The organism is Hydrogenophaga sp., from assembly GCF_026125785.1.
Lineage (GTDB): Bacteria > Pseudomonadota > Gammaproteobacteria > Burkholderiales > Burkholderiaceae_C > Hydrogenophaga.
The window spans coordinates 19,042-34,917 of sequence record NZ_JAHCKL010000023.1; the positions used below are offsets into that span (position 1 = coordinate 19,042).

A 15,876-nucleotide genomic window follows, 5' to 3' on the forward strand; every position below is an offset into this window, starting at 1 on the left:
CGCCGGCCCGCAGGCTGCACCTTGAGGGGGTGCCGTGTCTCAGGCCTGGCCTATCTCAACCAGCCCCTCTTGCGGAAGTACAGCATCGGCACCACCGCCGACAGCACCATCAGCACCAGCGCCAGCGGATAGCCGTAGTGCCATTTCAGTTCGGGCATGAAGTCGAAGTTCATGCCGTAGCTGCTGGCCACCAGCGTGGGCGGCAGCAGGGAAACGCTGGCCACCGAGAAGATCTTGATGATCTTGTTCTGGTTGATGTTGATGAAACCGACCGTCGCGTCCATCAGGAAGTTGATCTTGTCGAACAGGAAGGCCGTGTGGCTGTCGAGCGAGTCCAGGTCGCGCAGGATCTGGCGGGCGTCCTCGAACTGCTCGGCGCTGAGCATGCGGCTGCGCATCATGAAGCTCACGGCACGCCGCGTGTCCATCACGTTGCGGCGGATGCGGCCGGACATGTCCTCGTGCCGCGCGATCGCCGACAGCGCCTCGCTCAGCAGGTTGTCCGACGCGTTGCTGTTGAGCACCTTCTTGCTCACGTCCTCGATCTCGTCGTAGATGTCCTCCAGCGTGTCGGCGCAGTACTCGGCGTCGGCGTCGAACAGCATCAGCAGCACGTCCTTGGCGTCTTCGATCAGGCCCGGCATGCGGCGCGCACGCATGCGCAGCAACCGGAATACGGGCACGTCCTCATCGTGGATGGAGAACAGCACGCCTCGGCTCTTGAGGCGCTCGTTCTGCTCGTTGAGGATGAAGGCCACGCGCACGGCGCGAGGATCCTCGTCGTCGTCGATCAGGAAGTCCGAGCGCACATGCAGTTCACCGTTGTCTTCTTCGAAGAAGCGCGCCGACTCCTCGATGTCGTCGTCCATCGCATCCTCGGGGATGGACAGGCCGAAGTGCTGCTTGACCCAGCGGCGCTCCTCGGGGGTGGGGTCTTCCAGGTCGACCCAGATGGGCTTGAACCGCGCGAGTTCCTCGAGCGATTCGATTTCTTCCTGGAACAGGCGGCCGTTGGCCAGGGTGAATACGTTGAGCATGTGGGCGCTCCCGGCGATGGGTGTTCTGACGATGGGCGAGGCGGGTGTTGCTTTCAGCCGGCCGGTCGCCCGATGCACAGTCCGCGCGGCAGCGCGGCGGTCAGACGTTCGCGGGGAGGGCTGAAAGCACACAACTGGGTGGCATGCTTTCCATGAGGTTCTCCGTATGCAGGACAGTGGGGATTATGGCACCGCAGGCATCGCCGCGTTCGGCGCGGGCATGCCCAGAAACGCCTCCAATTCGTCCTTTCGGCGCCAGGCATCGTGTTCGCCGAGTTCGATCAGCGCGTTGATGAAGCCAGGCTCGAAAAGCAGGTAGCTTGCCAGTGAGGCGGCGCTGCCGGCGGCGCCACGGCCGGTCTCCAGGGCCCCCAGGCCGGCCAGTGTGTTGCGCGTGGCCCGGGGCAGTTCCCGCATGTGCTTCTGCGCCAATTCGTCGAGTGAAAAGCTGGGCTGTATGGACAGCACGTCCACCGGACGGTAAGGCAGCGCAGCCGACAGCGCGGCAGGCAGTCGCGCCAGCGTCTGGCTCACACGCTGGGTCTGTTCCACGTCGGCCTGCAGCGTGTCATGGAACACGCTGGCCATCGCATGGCCGGCAATGGTGCCAGCGGTAGGCTCATCGCTGGTGCGTGCCGCCATGCCCGCGCGCTGCGGCTGTCCCACGCCGATCACCAGCACGCGGCGCGCGCCGAACTGAATGGCCGGCGACAACGGCGAGAGCTGGCGCATGGAGCCATCGCCGAAGTACTCCTTGTGGCCATCTACCCACAACGGCACGGCCGGAAACAGGAAGGGGATGGCGCTCGAAGCCATCAGGTGCTCGATGGTGATGGGCTGGAAGTCCGCGCGCCGGCCCGGGCGCTGCCAGGGCCTTATCGGGTGGTCGGGCCGTGTCTGGCAGAAGGTCCAGTGCTCGCCCGTCGTGTAGCTGGACGCGGTCACGCCCAGCACGTGGATGGTGCGCTGGGTCAGCGAGCGCTCCAGGTTGTCCAGGTCGATCACGCGGTGCAGCGTGTCCACCAGCGGCAGCGTGTCCAGCAATGCGCGGTGGCGGCGCACCTGGCGCGCCAGCACCAGGCCGGCCACGACGCGGTTGGCCCGCACCCAGCCTGGCGCTTCCAGCCGGTACACCTGTTCCGAGCGCAGCGTGCTCCAGAAGCTGGCCAGTCCGGGCAGCGCGACCAGCCCGCGGGTGGCCTGGCTGGCGAGGTAGCTCGCATTGAGCGCGCCGGCCGAGGTGCCGAACAGCCACTGGAACGGAAACGGTGGGGGGGTGGCCGTCTTCGCCGAAGCCGGCGGCAGGCGCTTGGCGAGCAGCGTGGCCACGGCCTTGAGCACGCCGGCCTGGTAGGCGGTGCGCGCGCCACCTCCCATGAGCACCAGTGCGCAGGCATCGGGCGCCACGTCGGGCTGCACGGGCAGCAAGGTGTTGTGGGTGATCAGTGTGTCCAGCGACAAGTGCGAAGGCCTTTCCCGGTCCGTTGCCCGTCGGCAGCGATTACATTGGCGGGCTGCCCAAAATCATGACACAGACCGTACTTTCTCCGGGTCGCGAGCGCTGGCTGCTGCTGACCATCGCCGGGATCCAGTTCACCCATATCCTGGACTTCATGATCATGATGCCGCTGGGGCCGCAGTTCACGCGGCTGTTCGGCATCAGTGACGCCCAGTTCGGCCTGCTGGTCTCGGCCTACACGCTCGCGGCCGGGGCCTCGGGCCTTGCTGCGGCCACCTATGTCGACCGGTTTGACCGCAAGCGCCTGCTGCTGGCCCTGTACGTGCTGTTCGCACTCTCCACGCTGGCCTGCGGCCTGGCGCCCGGCTATGGCTTCCTCATGGCCGCCCGCGTGGCCGCCGGCATGTTCGGCGGCGTGCTCTCCGCGCTCTCGCAGACCATCGTGGCGGACGTCGTGCCCTTTGAACGGCGCGGCCGTGCCATGGGCATCGTCATGTCCTCGTTCTCGTTCTCCTCCGTGGCGGGCGTGCCCATCAGCCTGTTCCTGGCATCGCACCTGAGCTGGCAGGCTCCGTTCTTCGGCATCGCCGGCCTGTGCGCCTTGCTGGCGCTGGGCGCGGGCCTGACCCTGCCCCGGCTGGACCACCACCTGCGGCAGAAAGACCGGCCCTCGGTCTGGCGCAGCATCGGCCTGGTGCTCGCCGACGCCAACCACTTGCGCGCCTTCGGTTTCTCGGTGCTGCTCATGTTCACCGGCTTCACGGTCATTCCCTACGTCACCATCTACATGCAGGCCAACGTCGGGCTGAGCGATGCGCAGGTTCCCTACATGTACCTCTGTGCCGGGCTGGCCACGCTGTTGAGCGCGCGCTGGTTCGGCCGCATGACCGATCGCCTGGGCAAGGTGCGCACCTTCAACCGCCTCGCTGTCGCACTCATGCTGCCCGTCATGGCCACCACTCTGTTGCCCGCGCTCCCACTGGGCATCGTGCTGATCGTCACCACCAGCCTGTTCGTCTTCCTCAGCGGCCGCATCATCCCCGGCATGGCCTTGGTCACGTCCTCGGCCGTGCCGCACCTGCGCGGCACCTTCATGGCCCTCAACGCCGCCGTGCAATCGGCTTCGATGGGTCTGGCCTCCTTGCTGGGAGGCTTCATCATCGGGCGCGATGCCGCCGGCCAGGTGCAGCACTACTGGGTGGCCGGCCTGTGCAGTGTGTGCGCCAGCTTCGCTGCCATGTACGTGGCGCGGCGGCTGCACCTGCATGACAGCGGGGGCCAACCCAAAGCAACGGGCTGATGCCGTGCCCCCCAGGGCAGGGCCAAGGGTTTTCCGGGACACGCTTTGTTGCGTAACCGGCTTGCGCAAGGCCGTATTCGGCGGCATAGTGAATCCAAGACATTCCCGTGGCCGTCGGGAGGTCCTTGCCCCCGGCGGCTTGTGTCAACCCGGAGCAAATGGAGGCTCACTCATGAATCTGACGATCAGCGGTCACCACCTCGAGGTCACTCCCGCCCTGCGCGGCTACGTCACCACCAAGCTCGAACGCATTTCCCGTCATTTCGACCGCGTGGTCGACATCAAGGTGCTGTTGACGGTGGACAACCTCAAGGAAAAGGATCTGCGGCAGAAGGCGGAATGCAATATTCATGTCAAAGGCTGCGACCTGTTCGCCACCAGCACGCATGCCGACCTGTATGCCGCCGTCGATGACCTCGCCGACAAGATGGACCGCCAGGTTCTCCGCTACAAGAGCAAGGCCCAGGACCACCATCACGATGCCGTGAAGCGCGTCGCGTGACCGAATTCACCGCCCCCAAGGGGCGGTGCGTGACGAATGTTGCAATGCAGCAAGCCGCTTGGGTTGTCAAGCGGCTTTTTTGTGCCTTTGGTCTAGCCAAAGTGGACCAACTCGGCATAATTTGCGGTCCGAAAGGGCTGCCATGAACCGACTTTCCGCCATTTTGCCCGCCGCGCAAGTGCTCGTCAGTGTGGATGCGACCAGCAAGAAGCGCGCTTTTGAAGAAGCGGGCCTGCTGTTCGAGACCCTTCACGGACTCAATCGAGCGCTCATCACCGATAGCCTTTTTGCACGCGAGCGCCTGGGGTCCACCGGTCTGGGGCACGGTGTGGCGATTCCCCACGGCCGCATCAAGGGGCTCAAGCAGCCGTTGGCAGCGGTGTTCCAGCTGGGTCACCCGATCGGCTTCGATGCCCCGGACGAGCAGCCGGTCCAGTTGATGATCTTCCTGCTGGTGCCCGAGGCGGCCACGCAGAAGCACCTGGAAATCCTTTCCGAAATTGCCGAGTTGCTGAGCGATGGCTCGCTGCGCGAACAGATGAAGTCGTCTGCCGACGCGGCCGCCCTGCACAAGCTCATCACGTCCTGGCAATCGGCCCACGCCGCCGCCTGAAGCCTTGGACCACCGCGTTCCCAGGTTTCACGGTTCGCCGATCCACACGGGGCCTGACCCGCTGTGAAGCCCACCGTCGTCAGCGCCGATGTCCTGTTCGAGGACCATCGCGATGCCCTGAAGTGGCAATGGATCGCCGGGCTGGGCGCGTCCGAGCGCCGTTTTGACGAGGTGGCCATCCGCGCGGCCCGTTCCGGCGCTGACCTGGTGGGTTACCTCAACTACATCCATCCCTACCGCGTGCAGGTCTTTGGCGAGCGTGAGGTGGCCTACCTCACCAGCCCGAGCGAAGACGACAACCGCCGCCGTGTGGCCCGCATCGTCACGCTGGAGCCGCCGGTGCTGGTGGTGGCGGATGGCCAGACGGCACCGGACGCGCTCATGGCCATGTGCGAACGGGCCCAGATCCCGATGTTCGCCACCCACGAGTCGGCGGCCTTCGTCATCGACGTGCTGCGTGCCTACCTGTCGCGGCACTTCGCCGACCGTGCCTCCATGCACGGGGTGTTCATGGACATCCTGGGCATGGGCGTGATGATCACCGGCGAGTCCGGTCTGGGCAAGAGTGAGCTGGGGCTGGAACTGATTTCGCGTGGCCATGGCCTGGTGGCCGACGACGCGGTGGACCTCTACCGGATCAACCAGACCAGTATCGAAGGGCGCTGCCCCGAACTGCTGCAGAACCTGCTGGAGGTGCGGGGCATCGGCCTGCTGGACATCCGGGCCATCTTTGGCGAGACGGCGGTGCGGCGCAAGATGCGTCTGCAGCTCATCGTCCATCTGGTGCGGCGCGAGACCATGGAGCGTGACTACGAACGCATGCCCCACGAACCCCTGTACCAGGATGTGCTCGGCGTGCCGGTGCGCAAGGCGGTGATCCAGGTGGTGGCGGGCCGCAACATCGCCGTGCTGGTCGAGGCGGCCGTGCGCAACACCATCCTGCAACTGCGCGGCATCGACACCTACCAGGAGTTCGTCTCGCGCCACCGCGCCGCGATGTCCCGCGGCGAGTGAAGCCGCGTCAACCCCTGCCAGGGTGGCCGCGGTGCGGGCAGTCGGTCTTGGTGCAGTTGGCGTACAGGGAGAGCGCGTGCTCCTGCAGCACGAAGCCTCGGGTCTTGGCCACCATCTGCTGGCGCTTCTCGATTTCAGGGTCGAAGAACTCCTCGACGCGCCCGCAGTCCAGGCAGACCAGGTGGTCGTGGTGCTGGCCTTCGTTGAGTTCGTAGACCGCCTTGCCGGACTCGAAGTTGCTGCGTGTGAGCAGGCCGGCCTGCTCAAACTGCATGAGCACGCGGTACACCGTGGCCAGGCCGATGTCCGAGCGCTCTTCGAGCAGCACGCGGAACACGTCTTCGGCCGTCATGTGGCGCTGCTTGGCGTTCTGGAACACCTCCAGGATCTTCAGCCTGGGTAGAGTGGCCTTGAGCCCTGTGCTCTTGAGTTCTTCAATGTTGGTCATGGCAGGGCGAGGAAGGCGTGCGGTTGGGGAACCCCCGGACAGGCTGCGCATGCCCCGGGACTACAATGCCCGGATGATATCGCCAGCGCCCCGCGCGAGAGGCAAATTCCCTGCTTTTCCTGCGCGCGCTGGGCTCACCCGGCCGCTCACATGCATCCATCCGCATCCCCTGGCGTTTCCACCCCCCCGAGCTTCCACCGTCCGTGGCGTCTCCTGGGCACCTTGCTGGTGCTGGCAGGTCTGGGCGCCTGTTCGGGTTATGGCGATGGCACCTATGGCGTGACCAGCCTGGTCACGCCCTACAAGATCGACATCCTGCAGGGCAATGTGGTCACGCGCGAGCAGGCGCAGCTGTTGAAGCCGGGCATGTCCCGTGCGCAAGTGCGCGACATCCTGGGTTCTCCGCTGCTCACCAGCGTGTTCCATGCCGAGCGCTGGGACTACGTGTTCACGCTCAAGCGCCAGGGCCAGGAGCCACAGCGCCGCAAGCTCACCGTGTTCTTCCAGGGTGAGGAGGTGCAGCGTGTCGAGGCCGACGAACTGCCCAGCGAGAACGAATTCGTGGCCTCGCTGGATGCCAGGCGCAAGCCCGGCAAGGTCCCACCGCTGGAGGCCACGCCCGAGCAACTCAAGGCCTTCCAGGAGCGCAACCCCGTGACACCGTCCGTGACGCCGCCCACCGCACCGGCCGATGCCAGCTACCCGCCGCTGGAAGGGAGCCCGCGATGAGCGAGGCTTCTCCGCTGCTGCGCGTGTGTGTGGCCGGTGCCAGTGGCCGCATGGGCCAGATGCTGGTCGACGCGGTGCGCCAGAGTGGCGACTGTGTGCTGTCGGGCGCGCTCGATGTGGCGGGCAGTCCCGCCATTGGCCAGGATGCGGGCGCCTTCGGTGGCCAGCGCACCGGCGTGGCCATCACCGACGACCTTGCGCAAGGCCTTTCGGGCAGCCAGTTCCTGATCGACTTCACGCGGCCCGAGGGCACTTTGGCGCACCTGCGCGAGTGTGCGCGGCTGGGCGTGGGCGTGGTCATCGGCACGACCGGTTTCTCTGAAGCCCAGAAGGCCGAGATCGCCGCCTTCGCCCGGCAGATTCCCATCGTGTTCGCGCCCAACATGAGCGTGGGCGTCAACGTCACGCTCAAGCTGCTGGAGATGGCGGCCAAGGCGTTGTCCACTGGCTACGACATCGAAATCATCGAGGCGCACCACCGCCACAAGGTGGATGCCCCCAGTGGCACGGCGCTCAAGATGGGCGAGGTGATCGCGGGTGCGCTGGGGCGCGACCTCAAGGATTGCGCGGTCTACGCGCGCGAGGGCGTCACCGGTGAGCGTGACCCGTCGAGCATCGGTTTCGCCACCATCCGTGGCGGCGACATCGTCGGGGACCACACCGTGCTGTTCGCCGGCACCGGCGAGCGCATCGAAATCACCCACAAGTCGGCCAGCCGGGCCACCTATGCCCAGGGTAGCCTGCGCGCCGTGCGTTTCCTGGCCGGCCGGGGTGCCGGGCTGTACGACATGTTCGACGTGCTCGGGCTGAGATGAACCCGGGGGGCAGCCTGCTGCAGACGCTGGCGCAGGCGGATGCGCTGGGGCGCGCGGTGGCGCTGCTGTTGCTGGCCATGTCGGTTTCGAGTTGGGTGGTCATTCTCTGGAAGGTGTGGCTGCTGCGTCGCGCGGCCCATGGCGTGGGCCTGGCCACGGCGGCCTTCTGGCAGGCCGCGGATCTGGACGACGCGCAGCGGCGCGTGCAAGGGTTCGATCCGCAGGGCATCGTGCTGCCGCTGTTGCTGGCCGCGCGGGGTCTTGACGAAGCCTTGCCTCACACGCTCGCGGTCGCCGGCGACCGCGCCCAGCAACTCACCCGGGTGCTGCGCGATGCGCTGCACCATGTGCTTCAGCGCCTGCAGTATGGCCAGGTGCTGCTGGCGACCGTGGGCTCCACCGCACCGTTCGTGGGTCTGCTGGGCACGGTGTGGGGCGTGTACCACGCGCTCATCGGCATCGGCGCCGACGGGCCGTTTCGCATTGAACAGGTCTCCGGCCCGGTGGGGGAGGCGCTGGTCATGACGGCGGCTGGCCTGGCCGCCGCGATTCCCGCGGTGCTGGCCTACAACATCTTTGGCCGGCGCATCGCCGCCATCGAGGCCGATCTGGAGGGCTTCGCGCGCGACCTGCGGGAGCTGCTGGCGCACCCGCAGCGGCCGGGAAGGGCGGCGCCATGAGCTTCGGGCGGCTCGAACGCGGTCCGGGCCACCAGCCCATGAGCGAGATCAACGTGACGCCGCTGGTGGATGTGCTGCTGGTGTTGCTGGTGGTGTTCATCATTGCCGCCCCCATCATGGCCAGCCGGCTGGCGCTGGAGTTGCCCCGCGCACAGACGCCCGCGGGAGCGGCCTCGGGCCAGGAGGTGTTTGTTTCCATCGAGGTCGATGCACAAGGCCGTGTGCATTGGGACGGCCAGCCGCTGGATGCGGACGCGCTGCGCGAGCGCCTGCAGCAGACCGCCCGGCGCGATCCCGCGACCGAGCTGCAGCTCCGCGCGGACACGTCGGTGCCCTATGGCCAGGTGCTCGCTCTCATCGGCCAGGCCCAGTCGGCCGGACTCTCGCGCATCGGCTTCGTGGCCGAACCACCTGTGTCCGCCAGCGCACGCTGACCGGGCGGCCGGATGCCCTGGCCCGTACCAAGGCCTAAAATCCGGCATCCTCCCGCGCCTTGGCGCACCCTCTCCCCGACACCCCGTTTCCCCGGCTGGCCCGGACCCTGGTTCATGCAAGAAAAATACGCCCATCAAGAAGTCGAGCGCGCCGCGCAAGTCCACTGGAATGCCAAGGACGCCTACCGTGTGCGCGAGGAGGCGGGCCGCAGGAAGTTCTACGCCTGCTCCATGTTGCCCTACCCCAGCGGCAAGCTGCACATGGGCCACGTGCGCAACTACACCATCAACGACATGCTCACGCGCTACCTGCGCATGAACGGCCACAACGTGCTCATGCCCATGGGCTGGGACGCTTTCGGGCTGCCGGCCGAGAACGCGGCCATCAAGAACGGCGTGCCGCCCGCGAAGTGGACCTACGAGAACATCGACTACATGAAGCGGCAGATGCAGGCCATGGGCCTGGCCATCGACTGGAGCCGCGAGGTGGCGACCTGCGACCCTGCCTACTACAAGTGGAACCAGTGGCTCTTCCTCAAGATGCTGGAGAAGGGCGTTGCCTACCGCAAGACCCAGGTCGTCAACTGGGACCCGGTGGACCAGACCGTGCTGGCCAACGAGCAGGTGATCGATGGCAAGGGCTGGCGCACCGGGGCGGTGGTGGAAAAGCGCGAGATCCCGGGCTACTACCTCAAGATCACCGACTACGCGCAGGAGCTGCTGGACCACGTCCAGATCGGCAACGACAAGGCCACGCTCAACGGCTGGCCGGACAAGGTGCGGCTGATGCAGGAGAACTGGATCGGCAAGAGCGAGGGGGTGCGTTTCGCCTTCCCGCACGACATCCGTGACGCGTCGGGCGCGCTCATCGGCGATGGCCGCATGTACGTGTTCACCACGCGCGCCGACACCATCATGGGTGTGACCTTCTGCGCCGTGGCGCCCGAGCACCCGCTTGCCGTGCACGCCGCGGCCAGCCGGCCGGCGCTGGCCGCCTTCATGGAGGCCTGCAAGACCGGCGGCACCACCGAGGCCGAACTCGCCACGCAGGAGAAGAAGGGCATGCCCACCGGCCTGCAGGTCACGCACCCGCTGACCGGCGCGAAGGTGGACGTGTGGGTGGGCAACTACGTGCTCATGAGCTACGGCGACGGCGCCGTGATGGGCGTGCCCGCGCACGACGAGCGCGACTTCGCGTTCGCGCTGAAGTACGGCATTCCGATCCGTCAGGTGGTGGCGGTTGAAGGCGAGTCCTTCAGCGACCAGGCCTGGGCCGAGTGGTACGGCGACAAGCAGCGCGGCGTGTGCGTCAACTCCGGCGCGCTCGATGGCCTGGCCTGCAAGGCCGCCGTGGACAAGGTTGCCGCGCTGCTGGCCGACAAGGGCCTGGGCGAGAAGAAGACCACCTGGCGCCTGCGCGACTGGGGCATCAGCCGCCAGCGCTACTGGGGCACGCCGATCCCCATCATCCACTGCGAAGAACATGGCGCCGTACCGGTGCCGGAGAAGGACCTGCCGGTGGTGCTGCCCGAGGACTGCGTGCCCGATGGCAGCGGCAACCCGTTGATCCGGCACGAGGGCTTCCACGCCGGCGTCACCTGCCCGGTGTGCGGCAAGGCGGCGCGCCGCGAGACCGACACCATGGACACCTTCGTCGACTCGGCGTGGTACTTCATGCGCTACTGCGATCCCACCAACGGCGAGAAGATGGTGGCCGAAGGCGCCGACTACTGGATGCCCATGGACCAGTACATCGGTGGCATCGAACACGCCATCCTGCACCTGTTGTACGCGCGCTTCTGGACCAAGGTGATGCGCGACCTGGGTCTGGTGAAGGTGGATGAACCCTTCACCCACCTGCTGACCCAGGGCATGGTGCTCAACCACATCTACAGCCGCCGCACCGACAAGGGCGGCAAGGATTACTTCTGGCCGCACGACGTGGACAACGTGTTCGACGAAGGCGGCAAGATCGTCGGCGCGAAGCTGAAGAACGCGGTGGGCGACCTGCCCGCGGGCACGCCGATCGACTACGAGGGCGTGGGCACCATGTCCAAATCCAAGAACAACGGTGTCGACCCGCAGGACCTGATCGAGAAGTACGGTGCCGACACCGCGCGGCTCTACACCATGTTCACCGCGCCGCCGGAGGCCACGCTGGAGTGGAACGATGCGGCGGTGGAAGGCAGTTACCGTTTCCTGCGCCGCGTCTGGGCGTTCGGTGCCCGGCTCGCGGCGCTGGGTGCACCGGGGACGCTGGCGGGCAGTGTCGCGGGGCAGGCGCTGGGCAAGGCGGCCAAGGCGCTGCGGCTGGAGATCCACACCGTGCTCAAACAGGTGGACTACGACTACCAGCGCATGCAGTACAACACCGTGGTGTCGGGCGCGATGAAGATGCTCAATGCGCTGGAGGATTTCAAGGCCGACGGTTCCGCGGGCGACGCGGCAGCGCAGGCCGAGGGCTTCGGCATCCTGCTGCGCGCGCTGTACCCGGCCACGCCGCACGTCACGCACGCGCTCTGGAGCGGCCTGGGGTACCCCGGCGAACTGCTGGACGCGCCCTGGCCGCAGGCCGACGAGGCGGCGCTGCAGCGCGATGAAATCGAACTGGTCCTGCAGGTCAACGGCAAGCTGCGCGGCAGCGTGACCGTGCCCGCAGGCGCCGACAAGGCCGCCATCGAGGCGGCTGCCCTGGCCAGCGAAGCCTTCATCAAGCAGGCCGCCGGTGCCGTGCCCAAGAAGGTGGTGGTGGTGCCTGGGCGCCTGGTCAACGTGGTGGTCTGAGCAAGGAGATGGATGCCATGAAGGTGAACGCACCGTCCCGCCGCAAGGCCCTGCAAGGTCTGGCAGTCGGCATGGCCACGCTGGGCCTGGGTGGCTGTGGCTTCGCTCTGCGCAAGGCGCCGACTTTCGCCTTCCAGACGGTGCGCATCGCGGGCAGCAGCGGCACGCCGGTGGCGCGCGAACTGCGCGAAGCCCTGCAGGCCAACGGCCTGCAGGTGAGCACCTCGGCGCCGCCCACGGGCTCACCGCCCGCGCAGGTGGTCTTGACCGTGGTGACCGACCAGCGCGAGCGCGTGGTGGTGGGGCAGACCGCGGCCGGCCAGGTGCGTGAGCTGCAACTGCGCACGCGCTTCACCTTCCGCCTGCGCACCGCCGAGGAGAAAAGCCTGATCGAGAATGCCGAGCTGCTGCTGGAGCGAGACGTCAGCTACAACGAGACCGTGGTGCTCTCCAAGGAAGCCGAGGAAGCCATGCTGTACCGCGACATGCAGAGCGACATCGTCCAGCAGGTCATGCGCCGGCTGGCGGCGGTGAAGTCCCTCTGAGGCCCGGGGCACGATGCAGATCGCCGCGCCCCTGCTTGCGACCCAGCTGCAGAAAGGCCTGCGCAGCCTCTACACCCTGCATGGCGACGAACCCCTGCTGGTGCAGGAAGCGGCCGACGCCATCCGCGCAGCGGCCCGCCAGCAGGGCTATACCGAACGCACGGTGCACACCGTGGCCGGTGCCCATTTCGACTGGGGCGAGGTGCTGGCCAGTGGCGGTTCCATGAGCCTGTTCGCCGACCGCCAGCTCATCGAAGTGCGCATTCCCTCCGGCAAGCCGGGCAAGGACGGTTCGCAGGCCCTGCAGCAGATCGCGCAGGCCGCCGAGGGCAACGACGCCACGCTCACGCTGGTGCTGCTGCCCCGGCTGGACATGGCCACCCAGAAGAGCGCCTGGTTCGCCGCGCTGGAGAACTTTGGTGCCACCGTGCGGCTGGATCCGGTGGAGCGCAAGGCGCTGCCGCAGTGGATCGCGCAGCGGCTGCAGCAACAGGGGCAGCGCGTGGCCGGTGGCGAGGAGGGGCAGCGCACCCTGCAGTTTTTTGCCGACCGCGTGGAAGGCAACCTGCTGGCGGCGCACCAGGAGATCCAGAAGCTGGCCCTGTTGCATCCGGCGGGCGAGCTTTCGTTCGACCAGGTGGAGGCGGCGGTGCTCAACGTGGCGCGCTACGACGCCTTCAAGCTGGCCGAGGCGGTGCTGGGCGGGCAGGTGCAGCGTGTGCAGCGCATGCTGGCCGGCCTGCAGGCCGAGGGCGAGGCGCCGGTGCTGGTGCACTGGGCGCTGTCCGAAGACATCCGCACCCTGCACCGCGTGCGCACCGCGCTCGATGCGGGCCGCCCGCTGCCCATGGCGCTGCGCGAGAACCGCGTCTGGGGCGTGAAGGAAAAGCTCATGGAGCGGGCACTGCCGCTGCTCAACATCGGCACGCTCTCGCGCTGGCTGGACGACGCGCACACCGTGGACGGCATCGTCAAGGGGCTCAAGGTGCCCGCCTGGCCCGCGGATCCCTGGCAGGCCCTGCAGCAACTGGCGATGAAGGTGTCGCTGGCCTGCGCGGTTCGCTGAACCGCGGCCCTCTACGCCTGCCGCAGGGCCGCTTCCCGGAAATCGCTGGGCGACTGCCCTGTGTGCTCCCGGAACACGCGGCTGAAGTGCGCGCCGTTGTTGAAACCCCAGGAGAACGCAATCTCGGTGATGGTGCGCTGCGCGCGTGCCGGGTCGGCCAGTTCGCGCATGCAGGCCTGGATGCGCTGGCGCTGGATGTACTGCGCCAGCGTGTCGTCCTCCGCGCTGAACGCGTTGTGCAGGTGGCGCTTGCTGCAGTTGAGCGCCTGGGCGATGTGGTCCAGCGTGAGCGAAGGGTCGCGCAGGTGCCGGCCGATGTGCACACGGATGCGGTCGCGGAACGCTTCGAGCTGGGTTCTGCCATCGCCCCGGCCTGCCAATTCCTGCAGCGATAGGCGCACCAGCTCCACGATCAGTTCGCCCGCGCCGCGCGCGGCGCTCTCGCTCATGCCGGGCAGCTCCTGGTACGTGGTGCGCATGGTCTCCAGCGCCACCCGGGCGATGCCGCTGACGCCACCCACATGGCGCGCCATCAGGGGCTCCAGCCGCAGGCCACGCTCGGCGAGCTGGTCCTTGGGCAGCATGACGATCAGGTGCTCCACCCGCTCGGGGTTGGCAATCTCGTAGCTGCCGGTGGTGTCGTAGATGGCCCAGCCACCCGGGCGCACCCAGGCCTGCCGGCCCTGCTGCTGCACACCCGCGCTGCCCTTCCAGGGGGCCACGATCTTGAGGTAGGCACGCTCGCTCTCGCGCGCCAATTGCGGGCTGCGCAGCACGCGGTGGCGGTTGGCTTCCAGGCGCGTGAGCACCACGTCGCCCGCGCGCGAGGCGGTCATGTGGCCGTCAAAGTCCGTGTCGCCGTACAGGTCCGAGTCCAGGCCGCCGAAATGCGTCCACACCCAGTCGCGCCAGATCGCTGCGCGCTCGCCGGGCGCGACGCTGTCGGTGCTCATCTCGGAGGTGGGGGCGCTCATCTCGGGCATGGGTTGGGGGGAGCACAAATTATGGGGCGCGTGCCAAGCCCCTGCGGTGCGCCGGATTGAGGGTTAACCCTCACCGCTGTGCACGCTCGTGCAAGTCCGTGGTGCGCCAACGGCATAGCGGCGCGCGCCGCTTCTGCTTAGCATGAAGGTCCGCTCAACCACACAGCAGGAGACACACCATGGCCCATCCCAACCGACGTCTGGTCATCCAGCGCGCCGCCGCCACCGTCGGCGCCATGTCCTTCGCCCCGCAGCTCATGGCCCAGTCGGCGCCGGTGCGCGTGGGCTACACCATGGCACGCACCGGCCCCTGGACCGGCGGTGCGCAGGTGAGCCAGGAGCCGAACTACCTGCTCTGGGCCGAGCAGCAGAACGCCGCCGGCGGTCTGGACGTCAAGGGCACGCGTCGCAAGATCGAACTCATCAGCAGCGACGACCGCAGCGACGTGGAGACGGTCGTGCGCACCTATGAGAAGCTCATGGGCAGCGACAAGGTGGACCTGGTCCTGCCGCCCTGGGGCAGCAACGCCAACTTCGCCGTTGCGCCATTGGCCAACCGCATGGGCTACCCCTTCCTGGCGCCCACCGCGCTCTCGCGGCGCCTGGCGGAAATGAAGTTGCCCTACTTCTTCCTGCTGCTGCAGCAGCCCAAGCCCATGTGTGATGCACTGGTCGAGATGTTCAAGGCCAGCGGCGTCAAGTCCGTGGCGGTGATCTACGTCGACGACCTGTTCGGGCTGGAGAACTACGCCGCCTTCAAGGTCGCCCTGCAGGGCAGCGGCATCAGCATGGTGGAGGACAAGAGCTACCCCGGTGGCGTGAAGGACCTCTCGCCGGTGCTGCGCTCCATGAAGGACAAGAATCCCGACGCCTTCGTCGGCTTCACCTACCCGCCCGACACCATCCTGGCCAGCCGCCAGGCCAAGGAGATCGGCTTCAATCCGAAGTTCTTCTACGCCTCGGTGGGCACGGCCTTCCCGCTTTACAAGAACGTCATGACGCCCGCCGGTGCCGAAGGCGTGCTGGGCATGGGCTCCTGGAACAGCAAGACCAGCCCGGGTGCCAAGGCCTACTTCGACGCCCACGTGGCCAGCCAGAAGAAGGAACCCGATCGCTGGGCCAGCGGCGCCTGCTGGGCGGGCCTGGAGATCCTGACCAACGCGGTCAAGGCGCAAGGCCTGGACCGCAAGGCCATCCGCGACTACGTGGCCAACACCACGCACAAGACCATCATCGGCGACATCAAGTTCAACGGCAGCGAGAACGTGGGTACGCCGGGTACCGTGGGCCAGTGGCAGAACGGCGAGTTCGAGGTGGTGTGGCCGCAGAAGCTGGCCACGGCGAAGCTGAACCCCGCCAAGCCGGCCTGGAAGTGACCTGACCTCTCGTCCCGCCGCCCGGCCCGCCCGTTCGGGCTGAGCTTGTCGAAGCCCTTGCGCCCCGGCACGGGAACCCTTCGGCGGGCTC

Annotated in this window: 16 protein-coding genes; 12 read left to right on the forward strand and 4 right to left on the reverse strand. The window is 67.3% G+C overall.

Going from position 1 to position 15,876, the window contains the following annotated elements; genetic code table 11:
• Positions 1-50: 50 nt before the first annotated feature.
• Both corA and KIT53_RS17145 read right to left on the reverse strand, forming a co-directional pair.
• Entirely contained in the window at positions 51-1,037 is a 987-nt protein-coding gene (corA, locus tag KIT53_RS17140; RefSeq protein WP_297755104.1) for a magnesium/cobalt transporter CorA, read from the reverse strand.
• Between the two features lie 183 nt (positions 1,038-1,220).
• On the reverse strand, positions 1,221-2,498 hold the full coding sequence (locus KIT53_RS17145; RefSeq protein ID WP_297755106.1) for a patatin-like phospholipase family protein: 1,278 nt from the start codon (positions 2,496-2,498) through the stop codon (positions 1,221-1,223).
• 65 nt (positions 2,499-2,563) lie between these two features.
• Between KIT53_RS17145 and KIT53_RS17150 the strand changes: the two genes are divergently transcribed.
• The 4 genes from KIT53_RS17150 (at position 2,564) to hprK (ending at position 5,925) form a co-directional block, all read left to right on the forward strand.
• Positions 2,564-3,796, forward strand: coding sequence for an MFS transporter (locus KIT53_RS17150; RefSeq protein ID WP_297755109.1), 1,233 nt, complete (start codon positions 2,564-2,566; stop codon positions 3,794-3,796).
• Between the two features lie 172 nt (positions 3,797-3,968).
• Positions 3,969-4,298 carry a ribosome-associated translation inhibitor RaiA gene (gene raiA / locus KIT53_RS17155; RefSeq protein WP_297755114.1) on the forward strand — a complete coding sequence of 110 codons (330 nt, stop codon included), beginning with the start codon at positions 3,969-3,971 and terminating at the stop codon, positions 4,296-4,298.
• A 142-nt stretch (positions 4,299-4,440) separates the two neighbouring features.
• Positions 4,441-4,911, forward strand: a complete 471-nt coding sequence (locus KIT53_RS17160) for a PTS sugar transporter subunit IIA (RefSeq protein ID WP_297755116.1) — start codon at positions 4,441-4,443, stop codon at positions 4,909-4,911.
• A gap of 63 nt (positions 4,912-4,974) precedes the next feature.
• A complete protein-coding gene (hprK, locus tag KIT53_RS17165) occupies positions 4,975-5,925 on the forward strand; it encodes an HPr(Ser) kinase/phosphatase (RefSeq protein WP_297755119.1) in 951 nt (316 codons plus the stop codon).
• A gap of 7 nt (positions 5,926-5,932) precedes the next feature.
• Here the strand turns inward: hprK and fur are convergent, their stop codons facing one another.
• Complete coding sequence (gene fur / locus KIT53_RS17170; RefSeq protein ID WP_297755121.1) at positions 5,933-6,373, reverse strand: ferric iron uptake transcriptional regulator; 441 nt, start codon at positions 6,371-6,373, stop codon at positions 5,933-5,935.
• Positions 6,374-6,523: 150 nt separating this feature from the next.
• Here fur and KIT53_RS17175 point away from each other — a divergent pair, with 150 nt between their 5' ends.
• From KIT53_RS17175 to holA, 7 genes are all read left to right on the forward strand, one after another.
• The gene (locus KIT53_RS17175) at positions 6,524-7,102 is read left to right on the forward strand and encodes an outer membrane protein assembly factor BamE (protein WP_297755123.1); all 579 of its coding nucleotides are present in this window, start codon (positions 6,524-6,526) and stop codon (positions 7,100-7,102) included.
• Positions 7,099-7,917, forward strand: coding sequence for a 4-hydroxy-tetrahydrodipicolinate reductase (dapB, locus tag KIT53_RS17180; protein WP_297755125.1), 819 nt, complete (start codon positions 7,099-7,101; stop codon positions 7,915-7,917). The genes KIT53_RS17175 and dapB overlap by 4 nt, the downstream gene beginning before the upstream one ends.
• A complete protein-coding gene (locus tag KIT53_RS17185) occupies positions 7,914-8,597 on the forward strand; it encodes a MotA/TolQ/ExbB proton channel family protein (RefSeq protein ID WP_297755127.1) in 684 nt (227 codons plus the stop codon). The genes dapB and KIT53_RS17185 overlap by 4 nt, the downstream gene beginning before the upstream one ends.
• Complete coding sequence (locus KIT53_RS17190) at positions 8,594-9,031, forward strand: biopolymer transporter ExbD (protein WP_297755129.1); 438 nt, start codon at positions 8,594-8,596, stop codon at positions 9,029-9,031. Before KIT53_RS17185 ends, KIT53_RS17190 begins: the two co-directional genes overlap by 4 nt.
• A gap of 114 nt (positions 9,032-9,145) precedes the next feature.
• Positions 9,146-11,815 (forward strand): leucine--tRNA ligase, encoded by a 2,670-nt coding sequence (leuS, locus tag KIT53_RS17195; protein ID WP_297755131.1) that lies wholly within the window; start codon positions 9,146-9,148, stop codon positions 11,813-11,815.
• 17 nt (positions 11,816-11,832) lie between these two features.
• On the forward strand, positions 11,833-12,360 hold the full coding sequence (gene lptE / locus KIT53_RS17200; protein ID WP_366521933.1) for an LPS assembly lipoprotein LptE: 528 nt from the start codon (positions 11,833-11,835) through the stop codon (positions 12,358-12,360).
• Positions 12,361-12,373: 13 nt separating this feature from the next.
• Positions 12,374-13,426 carry a DNA polymerase III subunit delta gene (gene holA, locus KIT53_RS17205; protein WP_297755134.1) on the forward strand — a complete coding sequence of 351 codons (1,053 nt, stop codon included), beginning with the start codon at positions 12,374-12,376 and terminating at the stop codon, positions 13,424-13,426.
• Between the two features lie 11 nt (positions 13,427-13,437).
• Here the strand turns inward: holA and KIT53_RS17210 are convergent, their stop codons facing one another.
• Complete coding sequence (locus KIT53_RS17210; protein ID WP_297755137.1) at positions 13,438-14,400, reverse strand: helix-turn-helix domain-containing protein; 963 nt, start codon at positions 14,398-14,400, stop codon at positions 13,438-13,440.
• A 188-nt stretch (positions 14,401-14,588) separates the two neighbouring features.
• Here KIT53_RS17210 and KIT53_RS17215 point away from each other — a divergent pair, with 188 nt between their 5' ends.
• Entirely contained in the window at positions 14,589-15,785 is a 1,197-nt protein-coding gene (locus KIT53_RS17215) for an amino acid ABC transporter substrate-binding protein (protein WP_297755140.1), read from the forward strand.
• Positions 15,786-15,876 lie beyond the last annotated feature (91 nt).

Bases quoted from the DNA above. Each gene is read 5' to 3' on its own strand.
- corA (WP_297755104.1), bottom strand. From the start codon at position 1,037: ATGCTCAACGTATTCACCCTGGCCAACGGCCGCCTGTTCCAGGAAGAA.
- KIT53_RS17150 (WP_297755109.1), top strand. From the start codon at position 2,564: ATGACACAGACCGTACTTTCTCCGGGTCGCGAGCGCTGGCTGCTGCTG.
- raiA (WP_297755114.1), top strand. From the start codon at position 3,969: ATGAATCTGACGATCAGCGGTCACCACCTCGAGGTCACTCCCGCCCTG.
- KIT53_RS17160 (WP_297755116.1), top strand. From the start codon at position 4,441: ATGAACCGACTTTCCGCCATTTTGCCCGCCGCGCAAGTGCTCGTCAGT.
- fur (WP_297755121.1), bottom strand. From the start codon at position 6,373: ATGACCAACATTGAAGAACTCAAGAGCACAGGGCTCAAGGCCACTCTA.
- KIT53_RS17175 (WP_297755123.1), top strand. From the start codon at position 6,524: ATGCATCCATCCGCATCCCCTGGCGTTTCCACCCCCCCGAGCTTCCAC.
- dapB (WP_297755125.1), top strand. From the start codon at position 7,099: ATGAGCGAGGCTTCTCCGCTGCTGCGCGTGTGTGTGGCCGGTGCCAGT.
- KIT53_RS17185 (WP_297755127.1), top strand. From the start codon at position 7,914: ATGAACCCGGGGGGCAGCCTGCTGCAGACGCTGGCGCAGGCGGATGCG.
- KIT53_RS17190 (WP_297755129.1), top strand. From the start codon at position 8,594: ATGAGCTTCGGGCGGCTCGAACGCGGTCCGGGCCACCAGCCCATGAGC.
- leuS (WP_297755131.1), top strand. From the start codon at position 9,146: ATGCAAGAAAAATACGCCCATCAAGAAGTCGAGCGCGCCGCGCAAGTC.
- lptE (WP_366521933.1), top strand. From the start codon at position 11,833: ATGAAGGTGAACGCACCGTCCCGCCGCAAGGCCCTGCAAGGTCTGGCA.
- holA (WP_297755134.1), top strand. From the start codon at position 12,374: ATGCAGATCGCCGCGCCCCTGCTTGCGACCCAGCTGCAGAAAGGCCTG.
- KIT53_RS17210 (WP_297755137.1), bottom strand. From the start codon at position 14,400: ATGAGCGCCCCCACCTCCGAGATGAGCACCGACAGCGTCGCGCCCGGC.
- KIT53_RS17215 (WP_297755140.1), top strand. From the start codon at position 14,589: ATGGCCCATCCCAACCGACGTCTGGTCATCCAGCGCGCCGCCGCCACC.